The sequence below is a fragment of the Halorhodospira neutriphila genome (assembly GCF_016584055.1).
Classification (GTDB): domain Bacteria; phylum Pseudomonadota; class Gammaproteobacteria; order Nitrococcales; family Halorhodospiraceae; genus Halorhodospira; species Halorhodospira neutriphila.
This window is the reverse complement of sequence record NZ_NRSH01000023.1, coordinates 1-23,382: the sequence shown is the minus strand read 5'-3', so window position 1 is coordinate 23,382 and position 23,382 is coordinate 1. Positions and strand designations below refer to the sequence as shown.

21 protein-coding genes and 1 pseudogene are annotated in these 23,382 nt (G+C 71.6%); 10 read left to right on the top strand and 12 right to left on the bottom strand.

The window, feature by feature from the left end:
* The coding region (locus CKO13_RS03565) for a single-stranded-DNA-specific exonuclease RecJ (RefSeq protein ID WP_200256871.1) at positions 1–1,508 on the top strand (1,508 nt) is incomplete at its 5' end.
* Between the two features lie 27 nt (positions 1,509–1,535).
* Here the strand turns inward: CKO13_RS03565 and CKO13_RS03560 are convergent.
* Together CKO13_RS03560 and pepN are read right to left on the bottom strand one after the other, a co-directional pair.
* The gene (locus CKO13_RS03560) at positions 1,536–3,668 is read right to left on the bottom strand and encodes a carboxy terminal-processing peptidase (RefSeq protein ID WP_200256869.1); all 2,133 of its coding nucleotides are present in this window, start codon (positions 3,666–3,668) and stop codon (positions 1,536–1,538) included.
* Positions 3,669–3,757: 89 nt separating this feature from the next.
* Positions 3,758–6,394, bottom strand: coding sequence for an aminopeptidase N (pepN, locus tag CKO13_RS03555; RefSeq protein WP_200256867.1), 2,637 nt, complete (start codon positions 6,392–6,394; stop codon positions 3,758–3,760).
* Positions 6,395–6,507: 113 nt separating this feature from the next.
* Here pepN and CKO13_RS03550 point away from each other — a divergent pair, with 113 nt between their 5' ends.
* On the top strand, positions 6,508–7,350 hold the full coding sequence (locus CKO13_RS03550) for an alpha/beta hydrolase (protein ID WP_200256865.1): 843 nt from the start codon (positions 6,508–6,510) through the stop codon (positions 7,348–7,350).
* 5 nt (positions 7,351–7,355) lie between these two features.
* Here the strand turns inward: CKO13_RS03550 and CKO13_RS03545 are convergent, their stop codons facing one another.
* Positions 7,356–8,507 (bottom strand): ChaN family lipoprotein, encoded by a 1,152-nt coding sequence (locus CKO13_RS03545; protein WP_200256864.1) that lies wholly within the window; start codon positions 8,505–8,507, stop codon positions 7,356–7,358.
* Positions 8,508–8,587: 80 nt separating this feature from the next.
* Between CKO13_RS03545 and lipA the strand changes: the two genes are divergently transcribed.
* Complete coding sequence (lipA, locus tag CKO13_RS03540) at positions 8,588–9,592, top strand: lipoyl synthase (protein WP_200256863.1); 1,005 nt, start codon at positions 8,588–8,590, stop codon at positions 9,590–9,592.
* A gap of 7 nt (positions 9,593–9,599) precedes the next feature.
* A complete protein-coding gene (locus tag CKO13_RS03535; RefSeq protein WP_200256862.1) occupies positions 9,600–10,619 on the top strand; it encodes a L,D-transpeptidase family protein in 1,020 nt (339 codons plus the stop codon).
* A gap of 89 nt (positions 10,620–10,708) precedes the next feature.
* On the opposite strand, the gene CKO13_RS03530 is transcribed toward CKO13_RS03535, so the two are convergent.
* On the bottom strand, positions 10,709–11,026 hold the full coding sequence (locus tag CKO13_RS03530) for an Lpp/OprI family alanine-zipper lipoprotein (protein ID WP_200256861.1): 318 nt from the start codon (positions 11,024–11,026) through the stop codon (positions 10,709–10,711).
* A gap of 56 nt (positions 11,027–11,082) precedes the next feature.
* Positions 11,083–11,664: a L,D-transpeptidase family protein gene (locus CKO13_RS03525; RefSeq protein WP_200256860.1), complete on the bottom strand. Its 582-nt coding sequence runs from the start codon at positions 11,662–11,664 to the stop codon at positions 11,083–11,085.
* A gap of 245 nt (positions 11,665–11,909) precedes the next feature.
* On the opposite strand from CKO13_RS03525, the pseudogene CKO13_RS12585 reads away from it, so the two are divergent.
* Together CKO13_RS12585 and CKO13_RS03520 are read left to right on the top strand one after the other, a co-directional pair.
* Positions 11,910–12,584 (top strand): annotated as a pseudogene (locus CKO13_RS12585) (IS5 family transposase); the annotation flags it as partial.
* Between the two features lie 94 nt (positions 12,585–12,678).
* Positions 12,679–14,433, top strand: a complete 1,755-nt coding sequence (locus CKO13_RS03520) for a tetratricopeptide repeat protein (RefSeq protein WP_200256859.1) — start codon at positions 12,679–12,681, stop codon at positions 14,431–14,433.
* Between the two features lie 377 nt (positions 14,434–14,810).
* Here the strand turns inward: CKO13_RS03520 and CKO13_RS03515 are convergent, their stop codons facing one another.
* The 3 genes from CKO13_RS03515 to CKO13_RS03505 are packed head-to-tail and all read right to left on the bottom strand — an operon-like array spanning position 14,811 to position 16,469.
* Positions 14,811–15,926 (bottom strand): alkene reductase, encoded by a 1,116-nt coding sequence (locus CKO13_RS03515; RefSeq protein ID WP_200256858.1) that lies wholly within the window; start codon positions 15,924–15,926, stop codon positions 14,811–14,813.
* A gap of 31 nt (positions 15,927–15,957) precedes the next feature.
* Entirely contained in the window at positions 15,958–16,236 is a 279-nt protein-coding gene (locus CKO13_RS03510; RefSeq protein ID WP_200256856.1) for a type II toxin-antitoxin system RelE/ParE family toxin, read from the bottom strand.
* On the bottom strand, positions 16,233–16,469 hold the full coding sequence (locus tag CKO13_RS03505) for a ParD-like family protein (RefSeq protein ID WP_200256854.1): 237 nt from the start codon (positions 16,467–16,469) through the stop codon (positions 16,233–16,235). Before CKO13_RS03505 ends, CKO13_RS03510 begins: the two co-directional genes overlap by 4 nt.
* A gap of 98 nt (positions 16,470–16,567) precedes the next feature.
* Here CKO13_RS03505 and dusA point away from each other — a divergent pair, with 98 nt between their 5' ends.
* Complete coding sequence (dusA, locus tag CKO13_RS03500; RefSeq protein WP_338034570.1) at positions 16,568–17,563, top strand: tRNA dihydrouridine(20/20a) synthase DusA; 996 nt, start codon at positions 16,568–16,570, stop codon at positions 17,561–17,563.
* A 6-nt stretch (positions 17,564–17,569) separates the two neighbouring features.
* Here the strand turns inward: dusA and CKO13_RS03495 are convergent, their stop codons facing one another.
* A complete protein-coding gene (locus tag CKO13_RS03495; protein WP_200256852.1) occupies positions 17,570–18,301 on the bottom strand; it encodes a UDP-2,3-diacylglucosamine diphosphatase in 732 nt (243 codons plus the stop codon).
* Positions 18,302–18,399: 98 nt separating this feature from the next.
* Between CKO13_RS03495 and gltX the strand changes: the two genes are divergently transcribed.
* Genes gltX through CKO13_RS03480 form a run of 3 tightly spaced genes read left to right on the top strand, consistent with a single transcriptional unit; the run spans position 18,400 to position 21,690 of the window.
* Entirely contained in the window at positions 18,400–19,833 is a 1,434-nt protein-coding gene (gene gltX, locus CKO13_RS03490; RefSeq protein WP_200256850.1) for a glutamate--tRNA ligase, read from the top strand.
* Positions 19,833–21,212, top strand: coding sequence for a cysteine--tRNA ligase (gene cysS / locus CKO13_RS03485; RefSeq protein ID WP_200256848.1), 1,380 nt, complete (start codon positions 19,833–19,835; stop codon positions 21,210–21,212). The genes gltX and cysS overlap by 1 nt, the downstream gene beginning before the upstream one ends.
* A gap of 4 nt (positions 21,213–21,216) precedes the next feature.
* Complete coding sequence (locus CKO13_RS03480; RefSeq protein ID WP_200256846.1) at positions 21,217–21,690, top strand: DUF2802 domain-containing protein; 474 nt, start codon at positions 21,217–21,219, stop codon at positions 21,688–21,690.
* Here CKO13_RS03480 and CKO13_RS03475 read toward each other — a convergent pair.
* From CKO13_RS03475 to CKO13_RS03465, 3 genes are all read right to left on the bottom strand, one after another.
* A complete protein-coding gene (locus CKO13_RS03475) occupies positions 21,687–21,902 on the bottom strand; it encodes a hypothetical protein (protein ID WP_200256843.1) in 216 nt (71 codons plus the stop codon). The two genes, CKO13_RS03480 and CKO13_RS03475, sit on opposite strands and share 4 nt — an antisense overlap.
* A complete protein-coding gene (locus CKO13_RS03470) occupies positions 21,889–22,977 on the bottom strand; it encodes a flagellar hook-length control protein FliK (RefSeq protein WP_200256841.1) in 1,089 nt (362 codons plus the stop codon). Before CKO13_RS03470 ends, CKO13_RS03475 begins: the two co-directional genes overlap by 14 nt.
* A 17-nt stretch (positions 22,978–22,994) precedes the next feature.
* Positions 22,995–23,382 (bottom strand): SPOR domain-containing protein (locus tag CKO13_RS03465; protein ID WP_200256839.1); only part of this gene is annotated, 388 nt, incomplete at its 5' end.

The window sequence follows — 23,382 nt, the reverse complement described above, 5'->3', positions numbered from 1 at the left end:
GCCGCGTTGAGCCGCGGCCCGACGCCGAAGGCCAGGTCCGCCGCGCAGGCCTCGCGCGGGTCCCGGCCGGCGGCGACCCGGCGCAGGTGCGCTTCCTGGTGCCCGACCGCTTCACCCTCGGCTACGGCCTCAGCCCGGCCGTGGTCGAGCGCCTCGCGCCCCTCGAGCCGGCGTGGCTGGTCACCGTGGACAACGGCGTCACCAGCCACGAGGGGGTCGCCGCCGCCCGCGAGGCGGGGATGCGGGTCGTGGTGACCGACCACCACAGCCCGGATGAGGCGCTGCCGGCGGCTGCGGCGGTGGTCGACCCCCAGCGCGGCGACGACGCCTTCGCCAGCCCCCACCTGGCCGGCGTCGGCGTGGCCTTCTACGTGGCCCGCGCCGCGCAGCGCGCCCTGGCGGCCGCCGGCGATCTCCCCCCGGACCCGCCCAACCTGGCCGGGCTCCTCGACCTCGTCGCCGTCGGCACGGTGGCCGACCTGGTGCCCCTGGACCACAACAACCGCATCCTCGTGGAGCAGGGGCTGCGGCGGATCCGGGCGGGGGCGGCGCAGCCCGGGGTGACGGCCCTGCTCGAGGCCGCCGGCCGGGACCCGCGCGAGGCCTGCGCGGCGGACCTGGCCTTCGGCGTCGGGCCGCGGCTCAACGCGGCGGGGCGGATGGCGGACATGACCGCCGGCGTCGAGTGCCTGCTCGCCGCCGACGCCGCCTCGGCGCAGGGGGCGGCGGCGGAGCTTGACCGGCTCAACCGCCAGCGCCGCGAGGTGGAGGCGCGGATGACCGAGGAGGCCCTCTCGGCGCTCGAGACCCAGGCCGAGGCCGTCGGCCCCGGCGTGTGCGTCGCCGCCGCCGGCTGGCACCAGGGCGTGACGGGGATCCTCGCCGCGCGGCTCAAGGAGCGCTACCAGCGCCCGGCGATCGCCTTCGCGCCGGGGCAGGAGGGGTGGCTCACCGGCTCGGCGCGCTCGGTCCCGGGGCTGCACATGCGCGAGCTCCTCGCCCGGGTCCAGCGCGGCTCGCCGGAGCTCGTCCAGCGCTTCGGCGGGCACGCCATGGCGGCGGGCCTGACGATCCCGGCCTCGGGGCTCGAGGCCTTCCGGGCGGCCTTCGCCGCGGCGCTCGAGGAGGCCCTCGACGGCGGCGAGCCGGCGCCGAGCTGCCTCGACAGCGACGGCCCGCTCGCCGCCGAGGAGCTGACCCTGGAGACGGCCGCCGCCCTGCGCTACGGCGGGCCGTGGGGGATGGGCTTCCCCGAGCCGCGCTTCGACGGGCTCTTCGCCGTGCGCCAGGCGACCTCCCTCAACGGCGGCCACCTGCGCCTGCAGCTGCAGGCCGCCGACGGCACCGGCCCGGTCTGGCCGGCGATCGCCTTCGGCGCCCAGGAGAGCGGCTGGGACCGGCTGGCGGGCCCCGTGCGGGTCCTCTACAGCCCCGAGGTCAACCGCTACCGCGGCACGGTCTCCCTGCAGCTGCGCGTCGAGCACATGGAGCCGCAGCCGGGCGGGTAGGGCAGGGCCCGGCTGCGGCGGCGGGGCTCAGGAGACGCCGCCCTCGCGGGCGAGCTCCCTCTCCGGCTCCTGCCGGCCCAGCAGCTCGGCGAGATCGCCGACCACCGCCGCGCTCTCGCGCAGGAGCAGATCCGGGAGCGGCTCCTCGTCGATCTCCTCGTAGCTGGCCACCGGCTCGAGGCCGTGGACCTCGCGGCGGTGGTTGTGGAGGGCGAGCAGCCGCTCCTCGCGCTGCGCCTTCTCCGCCTGGCGCCGCTCCTTGTCGAGGGGGGTGGCGGTCTCCTCGCGCAGCCGGCGCTTGTACTCGAGCTCGGCGGTGAAGGCCTCGAAGGCCGCCTCCTGCGCCACGCGCTGCTCGTGGCGCTCCCGGAGCGTCTCGATGAGCCCCGCGTCGATACCCGTGCGCTGCTCGACGCCGACCGGCTCGATGCGCGTCGCCGGCAGGGGGTTCTCGGCGGCGCGCTCGCCGAGCTCGTCGTGGTCGAGCAGCGAGGGCAGCGAGATGTGCGGCCTCACCCCGGCGAGCTGGGTGCTCTCGCCGTTGACGCGGTAGAACTGGGCGATGGTCAGCTTGAGCTGGCCGGACTTCTCCTCGCCGGGGATGGCGTAGTTGCCGAGGTTGATCATCTGCTGGACGGTGCCCTTGCCGAAGGTCTGGTCGCCGATGACCACGCCCCGGTTGTAGTCCTTGATGGCCGCGGCGAAGATCTCCGAGGCCGAGGCGCTGCGCCGGTTGACGAGCACGCCGAGGGGGCCGTCGTAGGCAGGCGGGTGGCCGCCGCCGACCTGCTCGGTCTGGCCGGTGTGGTTGCGCACCTGCACCGCCGGCCCCTCGCCGGTGAACAGGTCCGTCAGCCCCGTGGCCTCGCGCAGCGCGCCGCCGGAGTTGTCGCGCAGGTCGATGACGAGGCCGTCGATCTCCTGGCCCTCGAGCTCCTCGAGCAGGCGCTTCACGTCCCGCGTGGTGCTGCGGTAGTCCTCCTTGCCGGCCTGGGCGGCGCTGAAGTCGCGGTAGAAGCGCGGGATCTCGATGACCCCGATGCGCTGCTGCTCGGCGTCGGCGCCCTCGGCGGGCAGCTCGATGACCTCCTTGCGCGCCGCCTGGTCCTCGAGGTCGATCTTGTTGCGCACGAGGCGCACCACGCGCGGCGAGCTCTCGCTGGCGCCCGCCGGCGGCAGGACCTTGAGGCGCACGACCGACTCCTTGGGACCGCGGATGAGCTGGACGATATCCTGCAGGCGCCAGCCGACGATGTTCTTCATCCTGCCGTCCTCGCCGTCGGCGACGCCGATGATCCGCTCGCCCTCCTCGAGCTTGCCCGAGCTCTTGGCCGGCCCGCCGGGGATGAGCTCGACGATCTTGGTGTAGTCCTGCTCCATGGTGAGCTTGGCGCCGATGCCCTCGAGCTGCAGGGACATCTGCATGTCGAATTCCTTGGAGCGCCGCGGCGAGAAGTAGCTGCTGTGCGGGTCGTAGGCGCTCGCCCAGGCGCTGAGGTAGTCCGCCATGACGTCGTCGCGGCTCACCTCCAGGGCCCGCTCCTGGAGGGTGCGGTAGCGGTGGCCGAGGTTCTCGCGGATCTTCTCGGGCTCGCGGCCGGCGAGCTCGAGGGTCAGGGCGTCGTGGGTGACCCGCCGGCGCCACAGCGCGTCGAGGGCCTGCTCGCTATCGGCCCACTCGGCCTCGCGCCGGTCCGGCTCGTAGCGGCCCTCCCGATCGAACTCGAGGGGCTGGTCGAGCAGCTCGAGGGCGTAGCGGATCTGCTCGGTGACGCGCTCCTGGTAGACGGTGTAGAGGTCGAAGGCGGCCTCGACGATGGCGTCGATATCGCCGTCGGCCTCGGCGACGCGCTCCCGGAAGCGCTCGGCGTCCTCGGCGAGCAGGAAGAAGCGGCCGTGGTCGAGGCGCTTGAGGTAGGCCTCGGCGGCCTCCTCGGCGACGCTGTAGTCCTCCGGGGAGCCGCGGTAGTGGTAGCGCTCGAGCAGGTCGGCGACGACGCGCGCCTTCTCGCGCTCGGTGCGGCCCGGCTCGAGGGCCGCCTCCTGCTCGGCGGCCGCGGCGGCGCTCGCCGCGGCGATGGGGCCGCCGAGGGGCGCCTGGGGGGCGAGCAGGGCGGCGCCGAGGGCCAGGGTCAGGCTCAGTAGCAGTCTACGGGTCAAGGTACGCCTCCACGTTCGTCAGTGCCGCAGTGCCTCGACACTCACGCGGTCTTGTCGGTTGATCGTCCGGGGCCGCGGCACCGGGGCCGCTAGCCCGCCGCCTCGAGGCTCCTCGAGGCGACCTCGTGTACGTCCTTGGACAGCGCCGGCTGGGCGAGGATCCGCTCGAGCTGCTCGCGCATCGCCGTGCGCCGCTGCGGCTCGTAGCGCCGCCAGTGGCTCAGGGGGCCGAGCAGGCGGGCGGCGAGCTGCGGGTTGCGGGCGTCGAGCGCCAGGACGTGGTCGGCCAGGAGCCGGTAGCCGCGCCCGTCGGGGGAATGGAAGCACGCCGGGTTCCCCTGGGCAAAGGCGCCGAGCAGGGCGCGGGCGCGGTTGGGGTTGTCGAGGGTGAAGTCCGGGTGCCGGGTCAGGCGCTCGACCTGCTCGAGGGCGTCCGGGCGGCTCGCCGTCGCCTGGACGCGGAACCACTTGTCGACGACCAGCGGCTCGTCGCGCCAGCGCTGGTGGAAGGCCTCGATGGCGCGCTCGGCCTGCGGGGCCTCGCTGTCGGCGAGCACGGCCAGCGCCGCCAGGCGGTCGGTGAGGTTGTCGCTGCGCTCGAGCTGCTGCAGGGCGCGGTCGAGGTGGCGCGGCGAGCCGGCCACCAGGTAGCTCAGCGCCAGGTTCGCCAGCCGGCGCTGCGCCGCCTCCTCGGCGCTGTGGCGCCAGGGCCGGCCCGGGTGCTGCTCGCAGAGGGCCTGCCAGTGGGCCGTTAATGCCTGGCCGAGGGCGCGGCGCAGGCCCGCCCGGGCATCGTGGATCGCCTGCGGGTCGACGACCTCGAGCTGCTCGGCGAGGTAGGTCTCGCTCGGCAGGGTGAGCACCTCGGCGGTGAGCGCCGGGTCGGCGCCGGGCGCCTCGAGGGCGCCGCGGAAGGCCGCCTCCAGCCGCTCGAGCCCGCCGGGGCGCGGCTCGCCGGCGGCCTCGGCGAGCAGCACCCGCACCGCCAGCTGCTGCCCGGCCTCCCAGCGGGCGAAGGGGTCGGGGTCGCGGGCGAGCAGGAAGGCGAGGTCGTCGTCGCTGTACGGGTACTCGACGGCCACCGGCGCCGAGAAGCCGCGCAGCAGCGACGGCGTCGGGCGCTGCGGGCAGCCGGCGATCTCGAAGCGCTCCTCGGCCTCGCGCAGCTCCAGCACGCGGGTGTGCGCGGCCTCGTCGGCCGGCTCGCCGGCGAGCTGCACCGGCAGCGGCGCGCCGTCGGGGCCGAGCAGGCCGACGGCGAGGGGGATGTGCATCGGCGCCTTGCGCGGCTGCTCCGGCGTCGCCGGGGTGTGCTGGCGGCAGTGGAGGGTGTAGACCTCGCGCTCGGGGTCGTACTCGTCGCGGACGGTCACCTGCGGCGTGCCGGCCTGGTGGTACCAGCGGCTGAACTGCTGCAGGTCCGCGCCGCTGGCCTCCTCCATGCAGGCGAGGAAGTCGTCGATGGTGGCCGCCTCGCCGTCGTGGCGCTCGAGGTAGCGGCGCACGCCGCGGCGGAAGGGCGTATCGCCGAGGAGCGTGCGGTACATGCGGATGACCTCCGCCCCCTTGGCGTAGACGGTGGCCGTGTAGAAGTTGTTGATCTCGACGTAGGACTTCGGCTGGACGGGGTGGGCCATGGGGCCGGCGTCCTCGGGGAACTGCGCGCTGCGCAGCAGCCGCACCTGACGGATGCGCTCGATCGCCGCCGAGCCCATCGCCTCGGCGAACTGGTGCTCGCGGAAGACGGTCAGCCCCTCCTTGAGCGAGAGCTGGAACCAGTCGCGGCAGGTGACGCGGTTGCCCGTCCAGTTGTGGAAGTACTCATGGCCGATCACCGCCTCGACGCCCTCGTAGTCGGCGTCCGTGGCGGTGTCGGGGCTGGCCAGGACGAACTGGGTGTTGAAGACGTTCAGCCCCTTGTTCTCCATGGCCCCCATGTTGAAGTCGCCGACGGCCACGACCATGTAGGTGTCGAGATCGTACTCCAGCCCGTACTGCTGCTCGTCCCAGCGCATGGCGCGCTTGAGGGAGGCGAGGGCGTGCTCGGTGCGCCCGGCGTTGCCGGGCTCGGTGTAGAAGCGCAGGGCCACCTCCCGGCCCGAGGCCGTGGTGAAGCGCTCCTCCTGGCAGGATAGATCACCGGCGACGACGGCGAAGAGGTAGGCCGGCTTGGGGTAGGGGTCGTGCCAGACGGCGTAGTGGCGCTGCTCGTCGAGCGCCCCGGCCTCGATGCAGTCGCCATTGGAGAGCAGCACCGGGCACGCCGTGCGGTCGGCGATCAGCGTCGTGGTGAAGGGGGCGAGGACGTCCGGGCGGTCCGGGTAGGGGGTGATCCGCCGGAAGCCCTCGGCCTCGCACTGGGTGCAGTACATGCGCCCGGAGCGGTAGAGCCCGGAGAGCGCGGTGTTCTCCGCCGGGCGGAAGCGGCTGGTCGTCTCCACGCGGCAGCGCGCCCCGGGGTCGGGGATCACCAGTGCCCCGTCGGCGGCGCGCAGGGCGGCCGGGTCCAGGGCCTCGCCGTCGAGGTGCAGCGCCTCGAGCTCGAGGAACTCGGCATCGAGCCGCAGGGCCGTGTCCTCCGGCGCCGCGGCCGGGTTGCGGCGCAGCTCGAGGCGCGCGTCGACGCGGGCGGTCTCGCCGGAGAGGTCGATGCGCAGGCGGGCCTGCTCGACGTGGTAGGCCGGCGGGCGGTAGTCCTCGAGACGGACGGGCTGGGGTGCGCTCATCGGCAGCGGACCATTGAATCGGGCGTGTAAATAGTAGTGGAATGTGTAGCTTACCTGATCCCGCGGCCCGAGGCACACCGGCTGCGCAGGGGCGGAAAGGAGGGTAGGCGCCGATGTATGTCGATATCGAGGGCCCCGCCGGCGGCGGGCAGGCCGGGAGGCTGGAGCTCCTCCACGAGGAGGCCGCCGGGACGCCGCGGGGCGCGCCGCCCCTGCTCTTCGTCCACGGCGCCTTCCTGGGGGCGTGGTGCTGGCGGGTCCACTACCTGCCGTACTTCGCCGAGCGCGGCTACGACGCCTACGCCGTGAGCCTGCGCGGCCACGGCGGCAGCGGCGGGCGCGACGAGGTCGCCACGGCCTCGCTGAGCGACTACGCCGACGACCTCGCCGAGGCCGTGGCGGCCTTCGACGAGCCGCCGGTGCTCATCGGCCACTCCATGGGGGGCGCGGTGGTGGACCTGGCCCTGCGCCGCGGGGTCGCGGCGAGCGCGGCGGTCTTCCTGGCCACCGTGCCGCCGACGGGCCTGGCGCCCGTGGGCACGCAGCTGATGCTCACCCGCCCCCGGCTGCTCTGGGAGCTGGGTGTCCTCCAGGGGCTCGGGCCGGGGTGGGTGGACATCGACGAGGCGCAGCGGCTGCTCTTCGCCCAGGGCCTCTCGCCGGAGGCGCTGCTCGAGTACACCGGGCGCATGCAGCCGGAGTCGCAGCTGGCGCTCGCCGAGATGGGGATGCCGCGCTGGCCCCAGTGGCGCGGGGTCGAGGTGCCCGTGGCGGTGATCGGCGCCGAGGCCGACCTGCTCATCCCGCCGTGGCTGGTGCGCACGACGGCGTGGCTCTACGGCGTGCGGCCGCGCTGGATCCCCCACGCCGGGCACGCGGCGATGCTCGAGCCGCAGTGGCAGCGGGGCGCCGAGGTCGTGGCCGAGGCCCTCGGCGAGCTGATCCTGCAGCGCTGAGCCGCCTACGGCGGCGGGAAGCGGACCACCTCCCGACGCTGCTCGCCGCCGCGCTCGATGAGCAGCGGCAGCCACGTTCCCGGCGCCTGGCGCTCGACGATCGCCTGCAGCTGCCCGGGGCGCTCCAGCGCCTGGCCGGCGGCCTCGAGGACGCGGTCCTCGGCGCGCAGCCCGGCGCGCGCCGCGGGGGTCCCGTCGAGGACCTCGACGATGCGCACCCCCGGCCCGTCCTGCGCCGGCGCGATGGCCACCCCCATCCGCGGCGGCTCCTCGCCGCCCTCGCTCTCCCGGCCCGGCTCGAGCAGGAAGACGAGGTCGGCCTCGCCGGGGCCGGGGCAGGCCTCGGCGGCGTCGTGGGGCAGCAGCACGGCGACGTCCGCCGGGGCGTGGCCGAGGTCGGCGAGCTGGTGGGGGATGCCGCGGCCCGCGGCGTGGCCGCGGCCGACGATCCCCGCCACGGGGGCGCCGTGGCGCCGGCGGGCGGCCTCCAGCGCCTCGGCCATGGCGCGGTCCCAGAAGCGCTGCGCCTCGATGAAGCCCTCGGTATCGAGCCCGTCCTGCCTCGGGTGGTGCTGGAAGGCCTGCTCGAGGCGCTCGCGCTGGGCCGGCTCGAGGGGCGCCGGCCGGCCGACGCCCTCCCGCGCCTCGGCGTCGAGGGCCGCCCACCCCTGGCGGCGGACGGCGCGCACGGTCGCGCGGTCGACGTTCAGGGCGGCGGCGGGCAGCCGGTGCATCCGCACCAGCTCGAGCAGCGGCCGGTAGAGCGCCCGGGGGAAGCCCCAGACCCGCTGCCAGTCGACGGCCTCGAAGAACGCCTCGGCGCCGAGCTTGCCGGCGGCCCAGCGGTCGAGGGCCTTCTGCGTGCGCCGCGGCAGCATCTCGAAGCCCACCGCCGCCAGGTTGCCCCGGCCGTGCAGGGCCGCTAGGGTGTAGAGTTGCCAGCGGTGGTGGGCCGCGCTGTCGTGGCGCTCGCCCAGGAGGATGAACTCGCTGCCGCGCAGCCGGGAGAGGGCCTCGGCCGTGGTCAGCCTCTCCCCGGCGGCCGGGTCGTACCAGCGCCCCGGCTCGCCGCAGGGCTTCGCGGCGGCCGTGCCGGCGGCGGCGAGAAGGGCGGCGGCGAGCGCCAGCAGCGCCCCGCCTCGGGTCTTCTGGACCATCGTGAACGCTCCTTCCCTTGGGCCTCCAGCCCTTATCCTAGGGCACAGGCTGGCGCCCGAAAACGACAAAGGTAGTCCGCATGTCCGATTCCAAGGCCGACGATCCGGTGCAGAGCGGGGTCAAGTTCGAGCGCGACGGCGTCCGGGCCATCAAGGACGGCGTCAAGCGCCGCGACCAGGCCGCGGCGCCGCGCGGGCGCAAGCCCGAGTGGCTCAAGGTGCGCGCCCCCGGCGGCGAGGGCTTCCGCCGGGTGCAAGAGATCGTCCACAGCTACCACCTGAGCACCGTCTGCGAGGAGTCCTACTGCCCCAACCGCGGCGAGTGCTGGAGCCACGGGACGGCGACCTTCATGGTCCTCGGCTCGGTCTGCACCCGCGCCTGCCAGTTCTGCTCGGTGGACACCGGCAACCCCCAGGGGCGGCTCGACCGCGAGGAGCCGAGCCACGTGGCGGAGTCGGTGCGCCTGATGGGGCTGCGCTACGTGGTGCTCACCTCGGTGGACCGCGACGACCTGCCCGACGGCGGCGCGGGCCACTACGCCGAGTGCGTCGAGGCGATCAAGGCCCTCAACCCCGGCGTCGCCGTCGAGGTCCTGACGCCGGACTTCAGCGGCGACGAGGCGGCCGTGCAGCGGGTCGTCGACTCCGGCGCGGAGGTCTTCGCCCAGAACCTCGAGACGGTGCGGCGGCTGACCCACCCGGTGCGCGACCCGCGGGCCGGCTACGGGCAGACGCTGCAGGTCCTCGAGGCCGCCAAGCGCCGCAACCCCCAGGTGCTGACCAAGTCGAGCCTGATGGTCGGCCTCGGCGAGCGCGACGACGAGATCCTCGAGGCCTTCGACGACCTGCGTGCGGCGGGCGTGGACATCGTCACCCTCGGCCAGTACCTGCAGCCGACCCGCCACCACCTGCCCGTGGAGCGCTACGTCAGCCCCCAGGCGTTCGCGGCGCTGCGCCAGGAGGGGCTCCAGCGCGGCTTCCGGGAGGTGGTCGCCGGCCCCATGGTGCGCTCGAGCTACCGCGCCGAGCGCGTGCTCGACGGCAACAACGTCGGCCTCCCCGAGGCGGACGCCGGCGACGACTGAGGGCGCGATGCCGGCACGGCGGCGAATCGGCCCGCGCCTCGCGCTCTGCGGCCTGCTCCTGCTCGGGGCCGGGGAGCGCCTCGCCGCCGAGGCGGCCCCGGCGGAGGAGGGCGCCGAGCCGGTGGTGGAGGTGCCGCAGCGCCAGCTCCACCGCTACCCCCTCGCCGAGGGCGTGGATGTGGTCGGCGAGCGCCAGTACGCGACCGCCGAGCAGGCCGACACCCTGCTCGATATCGCCGCCCGCCACGCCGTCGGCTACGAGGAGATCCGCCGCGCCAACCCCGACGTCGACACCTGGCTGCCCGGCGCGGGGGCGCAGGTCACGGTCCCCACCCGCTTCATCCTCCCCGAGACCCCGCGAGAGGGGATCGTCGTCAACATCGCCGAGATGCGCCTCTACCGCTACCCGGAGGGGAAGGCGGTGGTGGAGACCTTCCCCGTCAGCGTCGGCCGCCGGGACTGGTCGACGCCGCTCGGCAAGACGCGGGTGACGGAGAAGATCACCGACCCGGTCTGGTACCCCCCCGACTCCATCCGCGAGGAGGCCGAGGCGCGGGGCGAGGCGCTGCCGGCCAAGGTCCCGCCCGGGCCGGACAACCCCCTCGGTCACTACGCGCTGCTGCTCGACCTCGACGGCTACCTGCTCCACAGCACCAACCGGCCCTGGGGGATCGGCATGCGCGCCACCCACGGCTGCATCCGCCTCCACCCCCAGGACATGGCGTACCTGTTCGACCGCATCCAGCGGGGGACGCCGGTGCGCATCGTCAACCAGCCCTTCAAGGCGGGCTGGTCCCGCCAGGGCGAGCTCTTCCTGCAGGCCTTCCCGGCCTTCGGCGGCCGCGGCGCCCAGAGCCGCGACCAGCGCCTGGAGATGGCGGTCGACGTCGTCGAGGAGGCCCTCGGCGACCGGCAGCACCGGATCGACGGCCAGGCCCTGCGCGCCGCGGTGCAGGACCCGCGGGGCAAGGTGCGCTCCATCTCCCGCGGCGCCCCCGAGGGGCCGCTGCAGCTCACCGGGCCCTAAAAAAAGCCGGCACCCCGCACTAACCGCAGGCGGGATGCCGGCTTGACCGGTCGCGGGGCGGGGGAGGGTCCGCCCCAGCTACCCGATGCCTACTTCTGCATCGAGCGCTCGAACATGCGGTCGATCTTCTCCTCGTTCTCGTTGGCCTTGCGCATGGCCTTGTCCGCGGCCAGCTGGGCCTCCTGGGCGCTGCCGTCGGCCATGCGGGCCGTCTCGAGCGCGTCCTGGGCGATGTTCCGGGTCTGGTCGACCTCCTCCTGGGAGACCTGCTCCTGCATCCGCTCATCGAGGCGCTCGTCGATCATCGAGTTGAGCCGCGCCTCGTCGACGGTCGCGCAGGCGCTCATCAGGCCCACGGCGGCACCCACGGCAGTGACCTTCAGCACAGGGGCAGTACGCTTAGGCATCGATAATCTCCTTGATCGAATTATCAGTTTTTTGGCTCGTACCTGCATGAGGCATATTAGCGGATGAGGACCCGGGTGCCAACGTCCACGAGCTCGGCGAGGGCCTCGATCTGGTCGTCCTCCAGGGCGATGCAGCCCTCGGTCCAGTTGACGTGGCGGTGGAAGCGCAGGCTGCCGCTGCCGACGCCGTGGATGCCGATGTGCCCGCCGAGGGCGGTCTCCTGGGGCGGGCGGCCGAGCCGGGCGAAGCGGTCGAGGAACTCGTGGTACTCGTCGTCGTCGATGACGCCGCGCCGGCGGGCGCGGGCGGCGTAGTCGAGGGTGGGGTAGTTGAGGCCGAGGAAGAGGTGGTAGCGGCTCTGGGGGTTGACCCGGCTGATGCGGAATTGCCCGAGCGGCGTGGTGTTGTCGCCGCTGCGGCGGGCCTTGGCGACGCCGCCGCGGCCGACGGCGAGGTTGGTGAAGCGCGCCTTGGGCTGGCGGCCGCTGTAGACGGTGAGCACGTAGTCGTCGGTGTCGATGAGCACCCAGCGCTCCTCCGCCTCGGGCTGGAAGGGGAGGTCGTCGGGCAGCGCGGCCGCCGGGGTCGGCAGCGGCAGCAGCAGGGCAAGCAGGAGCAGCGTCAGTACCGAGCGCATGGGGGTTGCCCTCGAGCCAGATTAGCGCGAGTGTGCCGTGGTGCGGGCCCGGTTGCCGGACCCTAGGGGTATCTTACGGATGTAGGGGGGAAAGACAATGGGAGGGCCCTATTCTCATTGCGTAAGATATAAGGGCTTAGTGCCTATCCGAATAACCCCTGACGGGGGAGGGGGGGGTGATGGACAGCGAGAGTTGACTGACGGTCAGCAAAGGCCTGACAGGGAGATACGTCATGGCGAAGGACCTGCACTGCCAGACAGCCCGCCACTCGGAGTTGACCGATGAGCTCTGGGCCCGTATCCGCCCGTTGCTCCCTGAAGCCGGAACAAACACCCCTACGGTGGCGGTCGGCCTCGGGTCTCGGAACGTCGCGGTGCATGGAGGACATCCTTTTCATCTTGCGCACTGGCAGCCTTGGAGGTCGCTCGATCGGACCGGCATCGTGAGTGGCTCCATCGCATCTAGCAGCAAGGCCTGCTCACCTACGACGAGCTCCAAGGCATTGACTGGCCCTGGCTCTCAGCGGATGGGCCCAGACGAAGTCGCCTCTTGGCGGGGAAGAAAACGGTACCTAACCCGACGGATCGCGGCAAGTGGGGACCAAACGTAGCCTGCTCACGGACGGCCGCGGCGTGACGGGGCCAATTGGCATGATCAGAAGCTCCTTGCCTCAACTCTGCAGAACGTGCCGCTCCACTAACCAAACATCCGCAAGATGAGTCTCCACTTCTGCCTGGACAAGGGCTACGACACGCCGTCGATCGAGTGCTGGTTCGCCGAGCAAAGCTTTACACCCCACATCCGGAAGCGAGGCGAGACCTCCTCAGGGACGCGGCAGAAGTTCTGCCATATACTGAGACGCTAGGTCGTCGAGCGCAGCCATTCCTGGCTGCATCGCTTCCGGCGCTTGCTGGTGCGCTGAGAGAAGAAGGCCAGCAATTACTTGGCTATGGATAAATATAAGTAAGAAGTCGATTTCTGACTCTGGTCCTTGCTACCCAGGAGGGTTAATCATGCTGGAAGGCTTATCCCCAAATTCCTTGAATGGGTTGAAACATAAACGCTTCCTTTGGATCGCTTGGCCAGTCCTCCTAGCTGGGCCGCTTGCTATCTGGAAGCCGGCTGCAAGCGGAGTGGGGATCATCAGCCTCTACAATCTGGCTAGACTTCATTGGCTTTGGCCTAATGAGAAGATCTGGTTAGAACGTGCGAATGATTTGTCTGCGGCGGGCAGCTTCGAAAGAGCTCTAGCACACTTGTCTCAACCACCGCTGGTATACGGTTATACAGCACAGGTACAGGCCGAATTTTATAAGGTGAGTATCTATCTTGCCAGTGGCCGGCAACACAAGGCGCAAAAGCATCTGTGCGCCATTAACACGGCCGCACTTTTGCTTACCGAACGAGATAAGTTCGAAACTCTTTTTGCATATTTCTATTTGCAAACTGGCGATTTTAGTAACTTTCTATCTGCGATATCAGATTGGAGCGACAGTGATATTAAAGAAGACAGTCAGAAAGTGATTCTTAAGTCTCTAGCATTGCAAGAACAAGGCTGTTTCGAAAAGGCGAGGGGGTATCTTCGGCAACGCATTGATCGAACCCAGGATCCTGACCAATTGTGGCGTCTATACAACAATCTAGCCAATCTCGAAGAGATTCTAGGCCGAAACGCACACCAGCGTGACCACTTGGAAGCGGCTTGGCACTACTGGTGTGTAAAACCGGTGCCGCTAGGAATAAGTCAGGTCGCCCACAATCTAGCGATTCGGTATGTTCGCGAAGGAAATATCAAGCGCGCCCACGAGGTGACTAGCGGAGTATTTCAGCGTATTGACTCTGAAAATCTTCAGCAGATTCTAAAGTGGTATAACCTTTGCGTCGAAGTGGCGCGAGAATCTGGCGATCGCGCGAGGCTCTCTAACCTCCATTTTGATTTCGAAGATCGCGCCGCCCGCCTCAAATTAACGCCGCCAGAGCGTATCATGCTTGGTGTTACTGGCCTGCGGATGTGGTTGAATGACGGGGTGCCGCTATCAACCAATGATTTCGTAGAACGCATCGAGGAATTGCTGGGTGAGATAGACCGCCTTGCATTTGAAGATCAGATCCCCGCGCTGGCCGAAATAGCGCACGTGATTCAGCAGATCTGGAAGCGCTTTCTTGACTTTAAAGAAGGAGTATCGGTACTCACTCCACTGCTTAATCGTTGCGATGCGATGTTTATTGATAGAGAGGGCATGATCGATGCGCACCTGCAGACGCTCTCTCCCTCCCTCGTTTTCGAACGCAGACGCTGGCTCAAATACCGTAATCATTCGTACAAGATCCGAATCTGTCAGTCCGAAGACTATCCAGACCATGCTCTAAAAGGTATATTTAAAAACTTACGCGAAAGTGCTGAACTCTGCGAAGAACACCAAGTCACTGTTCAGGGAATGCACGACTGGTTGACCATATGTGACGAATTTGTCGCTTACCATACCCAGATTCCGGCGGAATGGAAGACACGCCTGGAACAGGAGTATCGCAATTTGGCTGAGCACGCACTAGACAAGGCTGAGGCGCTACTGGAAGCCCGCCCGCATCCTTATGGCGTTGAAGAAATTATGCTTGGTGTGGCTGATTTTGCTCTCCAATTGCACGAGGACACAACGCGCGCTCGATATTGGTTAAGATTTTTTAAAAGCACCAATGTGAGTGCCTGGCAATATGCGGAGTGGCTGAGGGAGCGCTACCAGGCAATCGAAAGCAAAATTAGGCTTTAAGCCTGCCTGAAATTAGTATCGAGGCAAAATAAAGAAAAGTTCCTACCTTTTTGCATCCAGAGTAACACACCTCCAGTGGGAAGCCCTGGAGAGCACTGGGGCTTTCTAATGGCTTACCGCGCATCTGGAGGATACTCACGCATCGGGTCAGATTCGATATCTGCTCAGTAAGCTGGTGCGCGATCGCGTGATGATAGTCACTCCATCAAGGCTGGGGCGGCTAGCAAGACGCGGCCGTCTTGAGCCGGGATCCAATGTTCGCCGCATTTGGCAGAAGTGCCCGGGGAAAGTAGACATCAACTGGCGACTTCCCTCTCAGCCTTGCTTCTCTCAGCTTCTGGGCCTGCTCGGTAGCAAGAAGTGGGCTTTCCCCACTATCAGGTCTCAGCTTCCTCAAGCCTCGGATAGTCGATATAGCCACGCTCACCCCCGCCGTAGAAGGTACTGCTATCCCACTCGTTCAGGGGCCCGTTACGGCGGATGCGCTCGACGAGGTCGGGGTTGGCGATGATTGGCCGGCCGAAAGAGACGAGGTCGAGCCGGCCCGCGCGCATGCGCTCGCGGGCCTCGTCGGCCGTGTAGGCGCCGTTGCCGATGTAGACGCCGCTGAACGCGGAGCGGATGGCGTCGATCACGGGCTCGGGCCGGCCGGTCTCGTGGTTGCCCTGGAAGGAGTCCTCGACGACCTCGATGTAGGCGATGCGAGTCCCCTCCACGGCGCGGGCGAAGGCCCCGAAAGTCGCCACCGGGTCGGCGTCGTGCATGCTGTTGAAGCTGCCGGTAGGGCTCACGCGCACGCCGATGCGCTCCCGCGGCCAAACGCCCTTCACCGCCTCGATGACCTCCAGCGGCAGGCGGATGCGGTTGTCGACCGAGCCGCCGTAGGCGTCGGTGCGCGCGTTGCTGCCGGAGCGCAGGAACTGGTCGAGCAGGTAGCCGTTGGCGGCGTGGATCTCGACGCCGTCGAAGCCGGCGGCCCAGGCGTTCTCGGCGCCCTGGCGGAACTGCTCGACGATGCCGGGGATCTCCTCCGTCTCGAGCGCCCGCGGGGTGGGGATGTCGACCATCCCCGACTCGGCGCTGATGAATACCTGAGCGCCCTCGGGCTGGATGGCGGACGGGGCCACCGGCAGGGCGCCCCCCGGCTGGAGCTCGGGGTGGGAGATCCGGCCCACGTGCCAGAGCTGGGCGTGGATGCGGCCCCCGGCCGCGTGGACGGCCTCGGTGACCTGCCGCCAGCCGGCGATCTGCTCCTGGGTGTAGATGCCGGGGGTGTAGGCGTAGCCCTGGCCCTGCTGCGAGACCTGCGTGGCCTCGCCGATGATGAGGCCGGTACTGGCGCGCTGGGCGTAGTAGCAGGCGTTCATCGCCGTGGGGACGTCGCCGGGCTGGCCGGCGCGCGCCCGGGTCAGCGGCGCCATGACGATTCGGTTCGGGAGGGTGAGGGCCCCGAGCTCCAGGGGCTGGAAGAGGGGGTCGTTCGTCTCGGCCATCGCGCCAGCGCTCCTAAGTTGCCGTTGCTGCCTATCGCTTAGGCTCCCGGTAGGAGTTCTCCCGAGAGCCAAGCGCCTCGAGGTAGATCAGGTGGATACCGTCATCCCGGGTGTACCCGAGCAGATAGGCCTGCTCTTGGCAGCGGAACCTGTAGACCCATAGCTCGGCGAGATCGCCCCGCTTCCTCTCCCCTCGATCGGGATCCTCGGCGATCTCGGCGACTGCCTGATCTACCGCCTGCAGCAAGTTTAGATGGAGTTTCTTGTAGGCGCGGGCGAAGCGCCGCGTCTGCCGGACTGTCCAGGTCACGCCGAGTCTTCTGGGGAGCGCGGCACGAAGGGGGTGGTCTCTTCACGGGGCTCCGCCATGCCCATCAGGCTCTCGGCGATGAAGGGGGCTGGGAGGTCGGGATTGTCCAATGCCGCGCGCCCCACCTTGGCCCAGAGCTCCATCTGCCCCTGGACTGTCCGGAACTCGGCCTTGGCGGCTGTCCGGGCGTCCTCGACCAGCTCTTCATCGATGCGGACTGATACGGTGCCCATGCCTTGGTCCTCGCGGTTGCCTGCGCGGTGAGCGTACCACAATTGTGGCACAATGGACGGAGCGCAAAGAGGCGAGCAGCAGCACAGCGAGGACCCCCGTGACCGATGCACCGACCCCGCCCCGAAGCCGCATCCACGGCCGCCTCTCGGTGGCCCCGATGCTCGACTGGACCTTCTCCTCGGCGCGCTACTTCCTGCGCCTGCTCGCCCCGAACGTGCGCCTCTACACCGAGATGGTCCCGGCGACGGCGCTCTGGCACGGGGCGGCGGAGCGGCTGCTGCCCTTCGATGCCGCCGAGCGGCCGCTGGCGCTGCAGCTCGGCGGCGCCGAGCCGGAGTCGATCGGCTATGCGGCGGGCCTGGCGGCGCGGTGGGGCTACGACGAGGTCAACCTCAACGTCGGCTGCCCGAGCGACCGGGTGCAGTCGGGGCGCTTCGGGGCGCGGCTGATGCTCGAGCCGCAGCGCGTCGCCGAGTGCTGGGCCGCGGCGGCGGAGTCGGGCCTGCCGGTGACGGTCAAGACGCGCATCGGCGTCGACGAGCACGACACCGAGGCCTTCCTGGCGGGGTTCGTCGACACCGTCGCCGCCGCCGGGTGCCGCACCTTCATCGTCCACGCCCGCAAGGCGTGGCTCCAGGGGCTCAGCCCCAAGGAGAACCGCGAGGTCCCGCCGCTGGACTACGCCCGGGTCCAGCGGCTCAAGGCCCGCCGCCCGGAGCTGGAGGTCGTGCTCAACGGCGGCCTCGCCGACGGCGCGGCCATCGAGGAGCAGCTGCGCCACGTCGACGGCGTCATGGTCGGCCGCGCCGCCTTCAGCGACCCCTACGCCCTGGCCCTGTGGGACCGGCAGCTCCACGGCGGCCCGCCGCCGGATCGCCGCGCCGCCGTGGAGGCGTACCTGCCCCACGTCGAGCGCCAGCTCGCGGCGGGGGTGTCCATGGCGGAGCTGGCCAAGCCGCTGATGGGGCTGTTCAGCGGCGTGCCGGGGGCGCGGGCGTGGCGGCGCCGGCTCACCGAGGCCGGCCAGCACCCCCAGGCGGGGCCGGAGGCGATCCGCCAGGCCCTGGACCGGCTGGCGCCGCGGGCCGCCTAGGGCGGGCTACTCGGCCTCGAGGGGGAGGGCCTCGAGGCGCCACTCCTCGGGCAGGCAGCGCAGGACGCTGCCCTGCTCGAACCAGTCGCCGAGGACGTAGCGCTGCCCGGGCCCGAAGGGGGTGTCGAGCTCGTGGACGCCGGGGCAGTGGGTGTGGCCGTGGATGAGCCAGCGCGCCCCGTGCTCGGCGACGGCGGCGTCCACCGCCGCGCCGGTGACGTCCATGGTCGCCTCGTCGAGCGCCTGGCCGCGCTCGGCGCTGGTGCTGCGCGCCTGCCGGGCCTGCGCCAGGCGCTCCTCGACGGAGAGGGCGAGGAACTGCGCCTGCCAGGCCGGGTCGCGGACCGTGGCGCGGAAGGCCATGTACTCCTCGTCGTCGGTGCAGAGGCTGTCGCCGTGCATCAGCAGCGCCGGGTCGCCGTGGATCTCGGCAACGCTCGGGTCGGGGAGGAGCTGCGCGCCGGTGAGCTCGGCGAAGCGCTCGCCGAGCAGGAAGTCGCGGTTGCCGGGCATGATGTAGAGCGGCGCGGCCTCGGCGGCGCTGCGCAGGGCGGCGATCTCCGGCTCGTCGCCGCGCACGGCGTCGTCGCCGACCCACGCCTCGAAGAGGTCGCCGAGGATGTAGAGCGCCGCCGCGCCGGGCGCCTCGCGCTCGAGGAAGTGCTGCAGCGTCCGGGTCACGGCGGGCCGGGACGGGTCGAGGTGGAGATCGGCGATGAGGAGGATGGGCTGAGTCATGGCGCCCAGTCTCGCCCGTCCGGCCGCGCCGGGCAAGGCGCCCCCGCGGGCGCGGCCCCTGGCCCGGCGGCGCGCTCGCCCTGGTAGAATGCGCAGCCATGAGCGATACCACCGTGAAGACCCGTTTCGCCCCGAGCCCCACCGGGGCCCTGCACCTCGGCAACCTGCGCACCGCGCTGTTCAACGCCCTGCTCGCCCGCAGCCGGGGCGGGCACTTCGTGCTGCGCATCGAGGATACCGACCGCGAGCGCTACCGCCCCGAGGCGGCGCAGGCGCTGATGGGCGACCTGCGCTGGCTCGGCCTGGCGTGGCAGGAGGGCCCCGAGGTGGGCGGCCCGGCGGCGCCGTACCACCAGCACGAGCGCACGGCGATCTACGACGCCTACTACCGCCAGCTCGAGGCCGAGGGGTGGGCCTACCCGTGCTTCTGCACCGAGAGCGAGCTGGAGATGGCCCGCCGCGCCCAGCGCGCCGCCGGCCGGCCGCCGCGCTACCCGGGCACCTGCGCCCGGCTCTCCGCCGAGGAGGCGGCGCGCAAGCGCGCCGAGGGGCGGGCGCCGGCGCTGCGCTTCCGCGTCCCGCCGGGCGAGGAGGTGCGCTTCACGGATACGGTCCACGGCGAGCAGCGCTTCGCCACGGACGAGATCGGCGACTTCGTCATCCGCCGCGCCGACGGCACGGCGGCGTACCTGTTCAGCAACGCCGTCGACGACGCCCTGATGGGGATCACCGACGTCCTGCGCGGCGACGACCACCTGACCAACACCCCGCGGCAGCTGCTCGTCCTCCGCGCCCTCGGGCTGAGCGGGCCGCGCTACGGCCACATGGGGCTGATTACCGGCGACGACGGGGCGCCGCTGTCCAAGCGCAACGGCAGCCGCTCGGTCGCCGAGCTCGAGGCGGCGGGCTACCTGCCCGAGGCGCTGCTCAACTACCTCGCCCGCGTCGGCCACACCTACGACGAGGCGGGGCTGCTCGAGCTCGACGGCCTCGCCGCCGGCTTCGCCCCGGCGCGGGTCAGCGCCGCCCCGTCGCGCTTCGACGCCGACCACCTGCGCCACTGGCAGGCGGAGGCGGTCATGGCCGCCGACACCCAGCGGCTGCGCGACTGGCTGGCCATCGAGGCCTTCATCCCGCCGGGCTACGCCGACGAGCTGCTCAACGCGGTGCGCGCCAATATCCGCTTCCCCGAGGACGGCAAGGAGTGGGCGCGGCGGGTCTTCGGGCCGCCGCCGGCGCTCGAGCCCGAGGCCCGGGCGGCGATCGCCGAGGCCGGCGCCGAGCTCTTCGAGACCGCCGTGGCGGCGGCCGAGGAGGGCTACAACCGCTTCCAGGGGCTCCGCGCGGCGCTCCAGGAGCGCACGGGCCGCAAGGGCAAGCGGCTGCTCATGCCGCTGCGCGCGGCGCTAACCGGCCGATGTAGCGGGCCGGAGCTGCAGCCGATCGTCGACCTCATGGGCGGCGAGCGCGTCGTCGAGCGCCTGCGCCGCGCCGCCGAGGTCGCCGCCGAGGACCGTGCGCAGGAGGAGTGATGCTCAGGATCCACAACAGCCTCAGCGGGGCCAAGGAGCCCTTCGAGCCCATCGAGCCGGGCCACGTGCGGCTCTACGTCTGCGGGATGACCGTCTACGACTACTGCCACCTCGGCCACGCCCGGGCGCTGGTGGTCTTCGACGCCGTGGTGCGCTATCTGCGCTGGCTCGGCTACGGCGTCACCTACGTGCGCAACATCACGGACATCGACGACAAGATCATCCGCCGCGCCGCCGAGAACGGCGAGCCGGTGACGGCGCTCACCGAGCGCTTCACCGCCGCCATGCACGAGGACTGCGCGGCGCTCGGCGTCCAGCCGCCGGACCACGAGCCGCGGGCCACCGAGGCCCTGGCGGCGATGGTCGATCTCATCAAGGAGCTCATCGCCGCCGGCCACGCCTACGTGGCGGACAACGGCGACGTCTACTTCGCCGTCTCCAGCTTCCCGGAGTACGGCAAGCTCTCCGGGCGGCGGCTCGAGGAGCTGCGCGCCGGGGCGCGCATCGAGCCCGGCGAGGCCAAGCGCGACGCCGTCGACTTCGTCCTCTGGAAGGCGGCCAAGCCCGGCGAGCCGGCGTGGCCGTCGCCGTGGGGCGAGGGCCGGCCAGGGTGGCATATCGAGTGCTCGGCCATGGCCCGGCAGCTGCTCGGGGCGCACTTCGACATCCACGGCGGCGGGGTGGACCTGCAGTTCCCCCACCACGAGAACGAGATCGCCCAGAGCGAGTGCGCCTCCGGGCAGCGCTTCGTCAACTACTGGATGCACAACGGCCACGTGCGCATCGACGACGAGAAGATGGCCAAGTCCCTGGGCAACTTCTTCACGGTGCGCGACATCCTCGCCGAGCACCCGGCCGAGGCGGTGCGGCTGTTCCTGCTCTCGAGCCACTACCGCAGCCCCCTGAACTACACCGCCACCGCCATCAGCGAGGCCGAGGGCGCCCTGGGGCGGCTCTACACGGCGCTGCGCGGCCTGCCGGCGGCGGCGCCGGAGCGCGGCGAGGCCCACGAGCGCTTCCGCGAGGCCATGGACGACGACTTCAACACCCGCGAGGCGCTGAGCGTGCTCTTCGAGCTCGCCCGCGAGGTCAACCGCCGCCGCGAGGCGGGGGAGACCGACGCGGCGGCGGCCGCGGCGGCGGAGCTGCGCGAGCTCGGCGGGGTCCTGGGGCTGCTCGGGCAGGACCCGGAGGCGTACCTGCGCGGCCGGCTCGGCGACGACGAGGCCGCGGAGATCGAGCAGCTCATCGCCCGGCGCGCCGAGGCCCGGCAGAGCCGGGACTTCGCCGAGGCCGACCGCATCCGCGATGCGCTCGCCGAGCGCGGCATCGTCCTCGAGGACACCCCCGAGGGCACCAAGTGGCGGCGCGCGAGGTGAGCTGTTGTCGGGCTGGGTAGTGGCCGCCGTCGCCCTGGGGATCGCCGTGATCGCCGCCGCCCTCGCGGCCCTGGCCGTAGCCCGGGCCCGGCGCCTGGGCCGCCGGCTCCAGGGCACGGAGCGGCGCCTCGAGGGGGTGGAGACGACCCACCGGCAGGTCCTCGAGCACTTCCGCGGGCTCTCCGCCGGCGCGGTCAGCCAGGGCGAGCACCTGGCGCGGCTCGAGCAGAACCTCGCCCGGCTGCGCCGGCGCCTCGACCAGGTGGCGGCGAGCGGCGGTACCGACGGCAACCGCTTCAACCAGGCGATCCGCATGGCGCGCAAGGGGACCGCGGCCAAGGAGATCGCCGACACCTGCCAGATCAGCCAGGTCGAGGCGGACCTGGTCGTGCTCCTCCACGGCCCGTCCCAGGGCGGCGGGGCGGGGGAGAGCCCCTCGGGCTCGCCGGAGCCGGGCGGCGCCTCGGCGGAGGGCTAGCTGCCTTCGTCGCCTTGCACCCGGCGCTTGACCGCCCAGGCCCAGCCGAGGAGCTCGGCGAGGGCGGCGTCCGCCTCGCCGGGGAGCTGCGCCTCGGCGGTGAGCTCGGCGAGGGCGGCGGCGAGATCGGCGTCGCCGGGCAGCTCGACCCCCTGCTCGCGGGCGCGCTGGCGGATCGCCTCGCCGTCGTAGGGGCGCTCAGGCCTGCTCATTGACGATCCCCGGGGTGGCGGCCGAGGCGGGGGCCGTGCGGTCCTCGGCGGGCTCGCCGTGGTAGCAGGTGAGCGTCCCCGGGACCAGGCCGATGCGCTGCAGCCGCGCCTCGAGATCGGGCAGGGCGGCGGCGAGGGCGTCGGCCGTGGCGCGCCGGGCGGCCCACCAGGCCGCGTCGACGTGGCCGTCCTGGAGCTGGATGAAGGCGTAGACGGCGCCGGCGCCGCTGAGGTGCAGGTGCAGGTCGACCTTCAGGGCGCCGCCGCCGTGGGGCGCCGGGCGGCCGCGCAGGCGCAGGCGGACGGCGTCGATCTCGGCGCCGTCGCGCACCGGCAGGTCGATGGTGCGATCCTCGGGGCGCTCCTCGAGGGCGAGCCGCGCCTGGAGGGCCTGCAGGCGCCAGAAGAGCCCCTCGGCGTAGTCCCGCAGCTCGGCGTGGGCCGGCTCGCCCGCCGCCGGCGTCGCCGGCTGTGCCGGCTGCGCCCGGCCGGAGCCGCCGAGCGAGGCGAGCAGCCGCGCGGTGTTGGCCTTGAGGTCGGTGGCCACGGCGCCCCGGGCGCCGGCCGCGGTGTGGGCGAGGCGGTGCTCGAGGAAGAGCCCGGAGTCGACCACGGCCTCGCGCAGGCCGCCGGGGTCGGCGAGCTGGGCGGGCGTGGGGAGGCGCTCGGCGAAGATCCGGGCCGCCTTGCGCGCGGGGCTCTGGAAGGCGCGGCGGGGCGTGCAGAGCGGCGCCAGGGCGCCGGCGAGCCCGGCGGCGGTGCGCTGCGCCGGCAGGGCCCGCCGCAGGCCGGCGTGCAGCGCGGGGTAGTGGCCCCGGTGGCGGAGGGTCTGGAGGACGAGCTGCGGCTCGATGGCGGCCACCCGCAGGAGCAGGCGATCCCCCTCGACGATCTCGAGGTCGGTGAGATCCGTCCGGGCGGGGAGGCGGTGGCCGGCGAAGTCGAGGATCAGCCCCTGGGGCGAGCGCCGGACCCGGGCCTCGAACGTCGCCCCGAAGGTAAGCGAGAGGTCCGGCCGCCCGGTGGCCTCCGGGTAGCGGATCAGGATCGAGGGGGCGTGATCCGGCTCAGGCATCGCGGGCCGGCGCCGCCTCACTCCGGGAGGTCGTCCCGGACCGACTCGAAGGTGCGCACCCAGGGGCCGTGCTCGCGGGCCGCCGCGGGCAGCTCGTCGATGGCCGCGTAGGCCTCCTCGCGGGAGGGGTGGTCGCCGTGCAGCAGCACATACCAAGGCTCGCCCTTGCGCTCCGTCTCGAGCAGCCGGCCCGCCTCGGCGAGCCCGTTCTCCTGCGCAAAGCGTAGCACCGTATCGCGCTGCGTGGCGGCGAGCAGCTGGACCGTGTAGTGGTCCGCCTGCCGGGCGCTGAGCCAGCGCCGGGCGGCGGTCGGCTCATCCTCGGTGCCGCCGCCTGCCGCCGCATCCCCGGCCGGCTGCGCCTCCGCCGCCTCCTCGGAGGGCGCCGCCCCGGAGGGGGCGGGC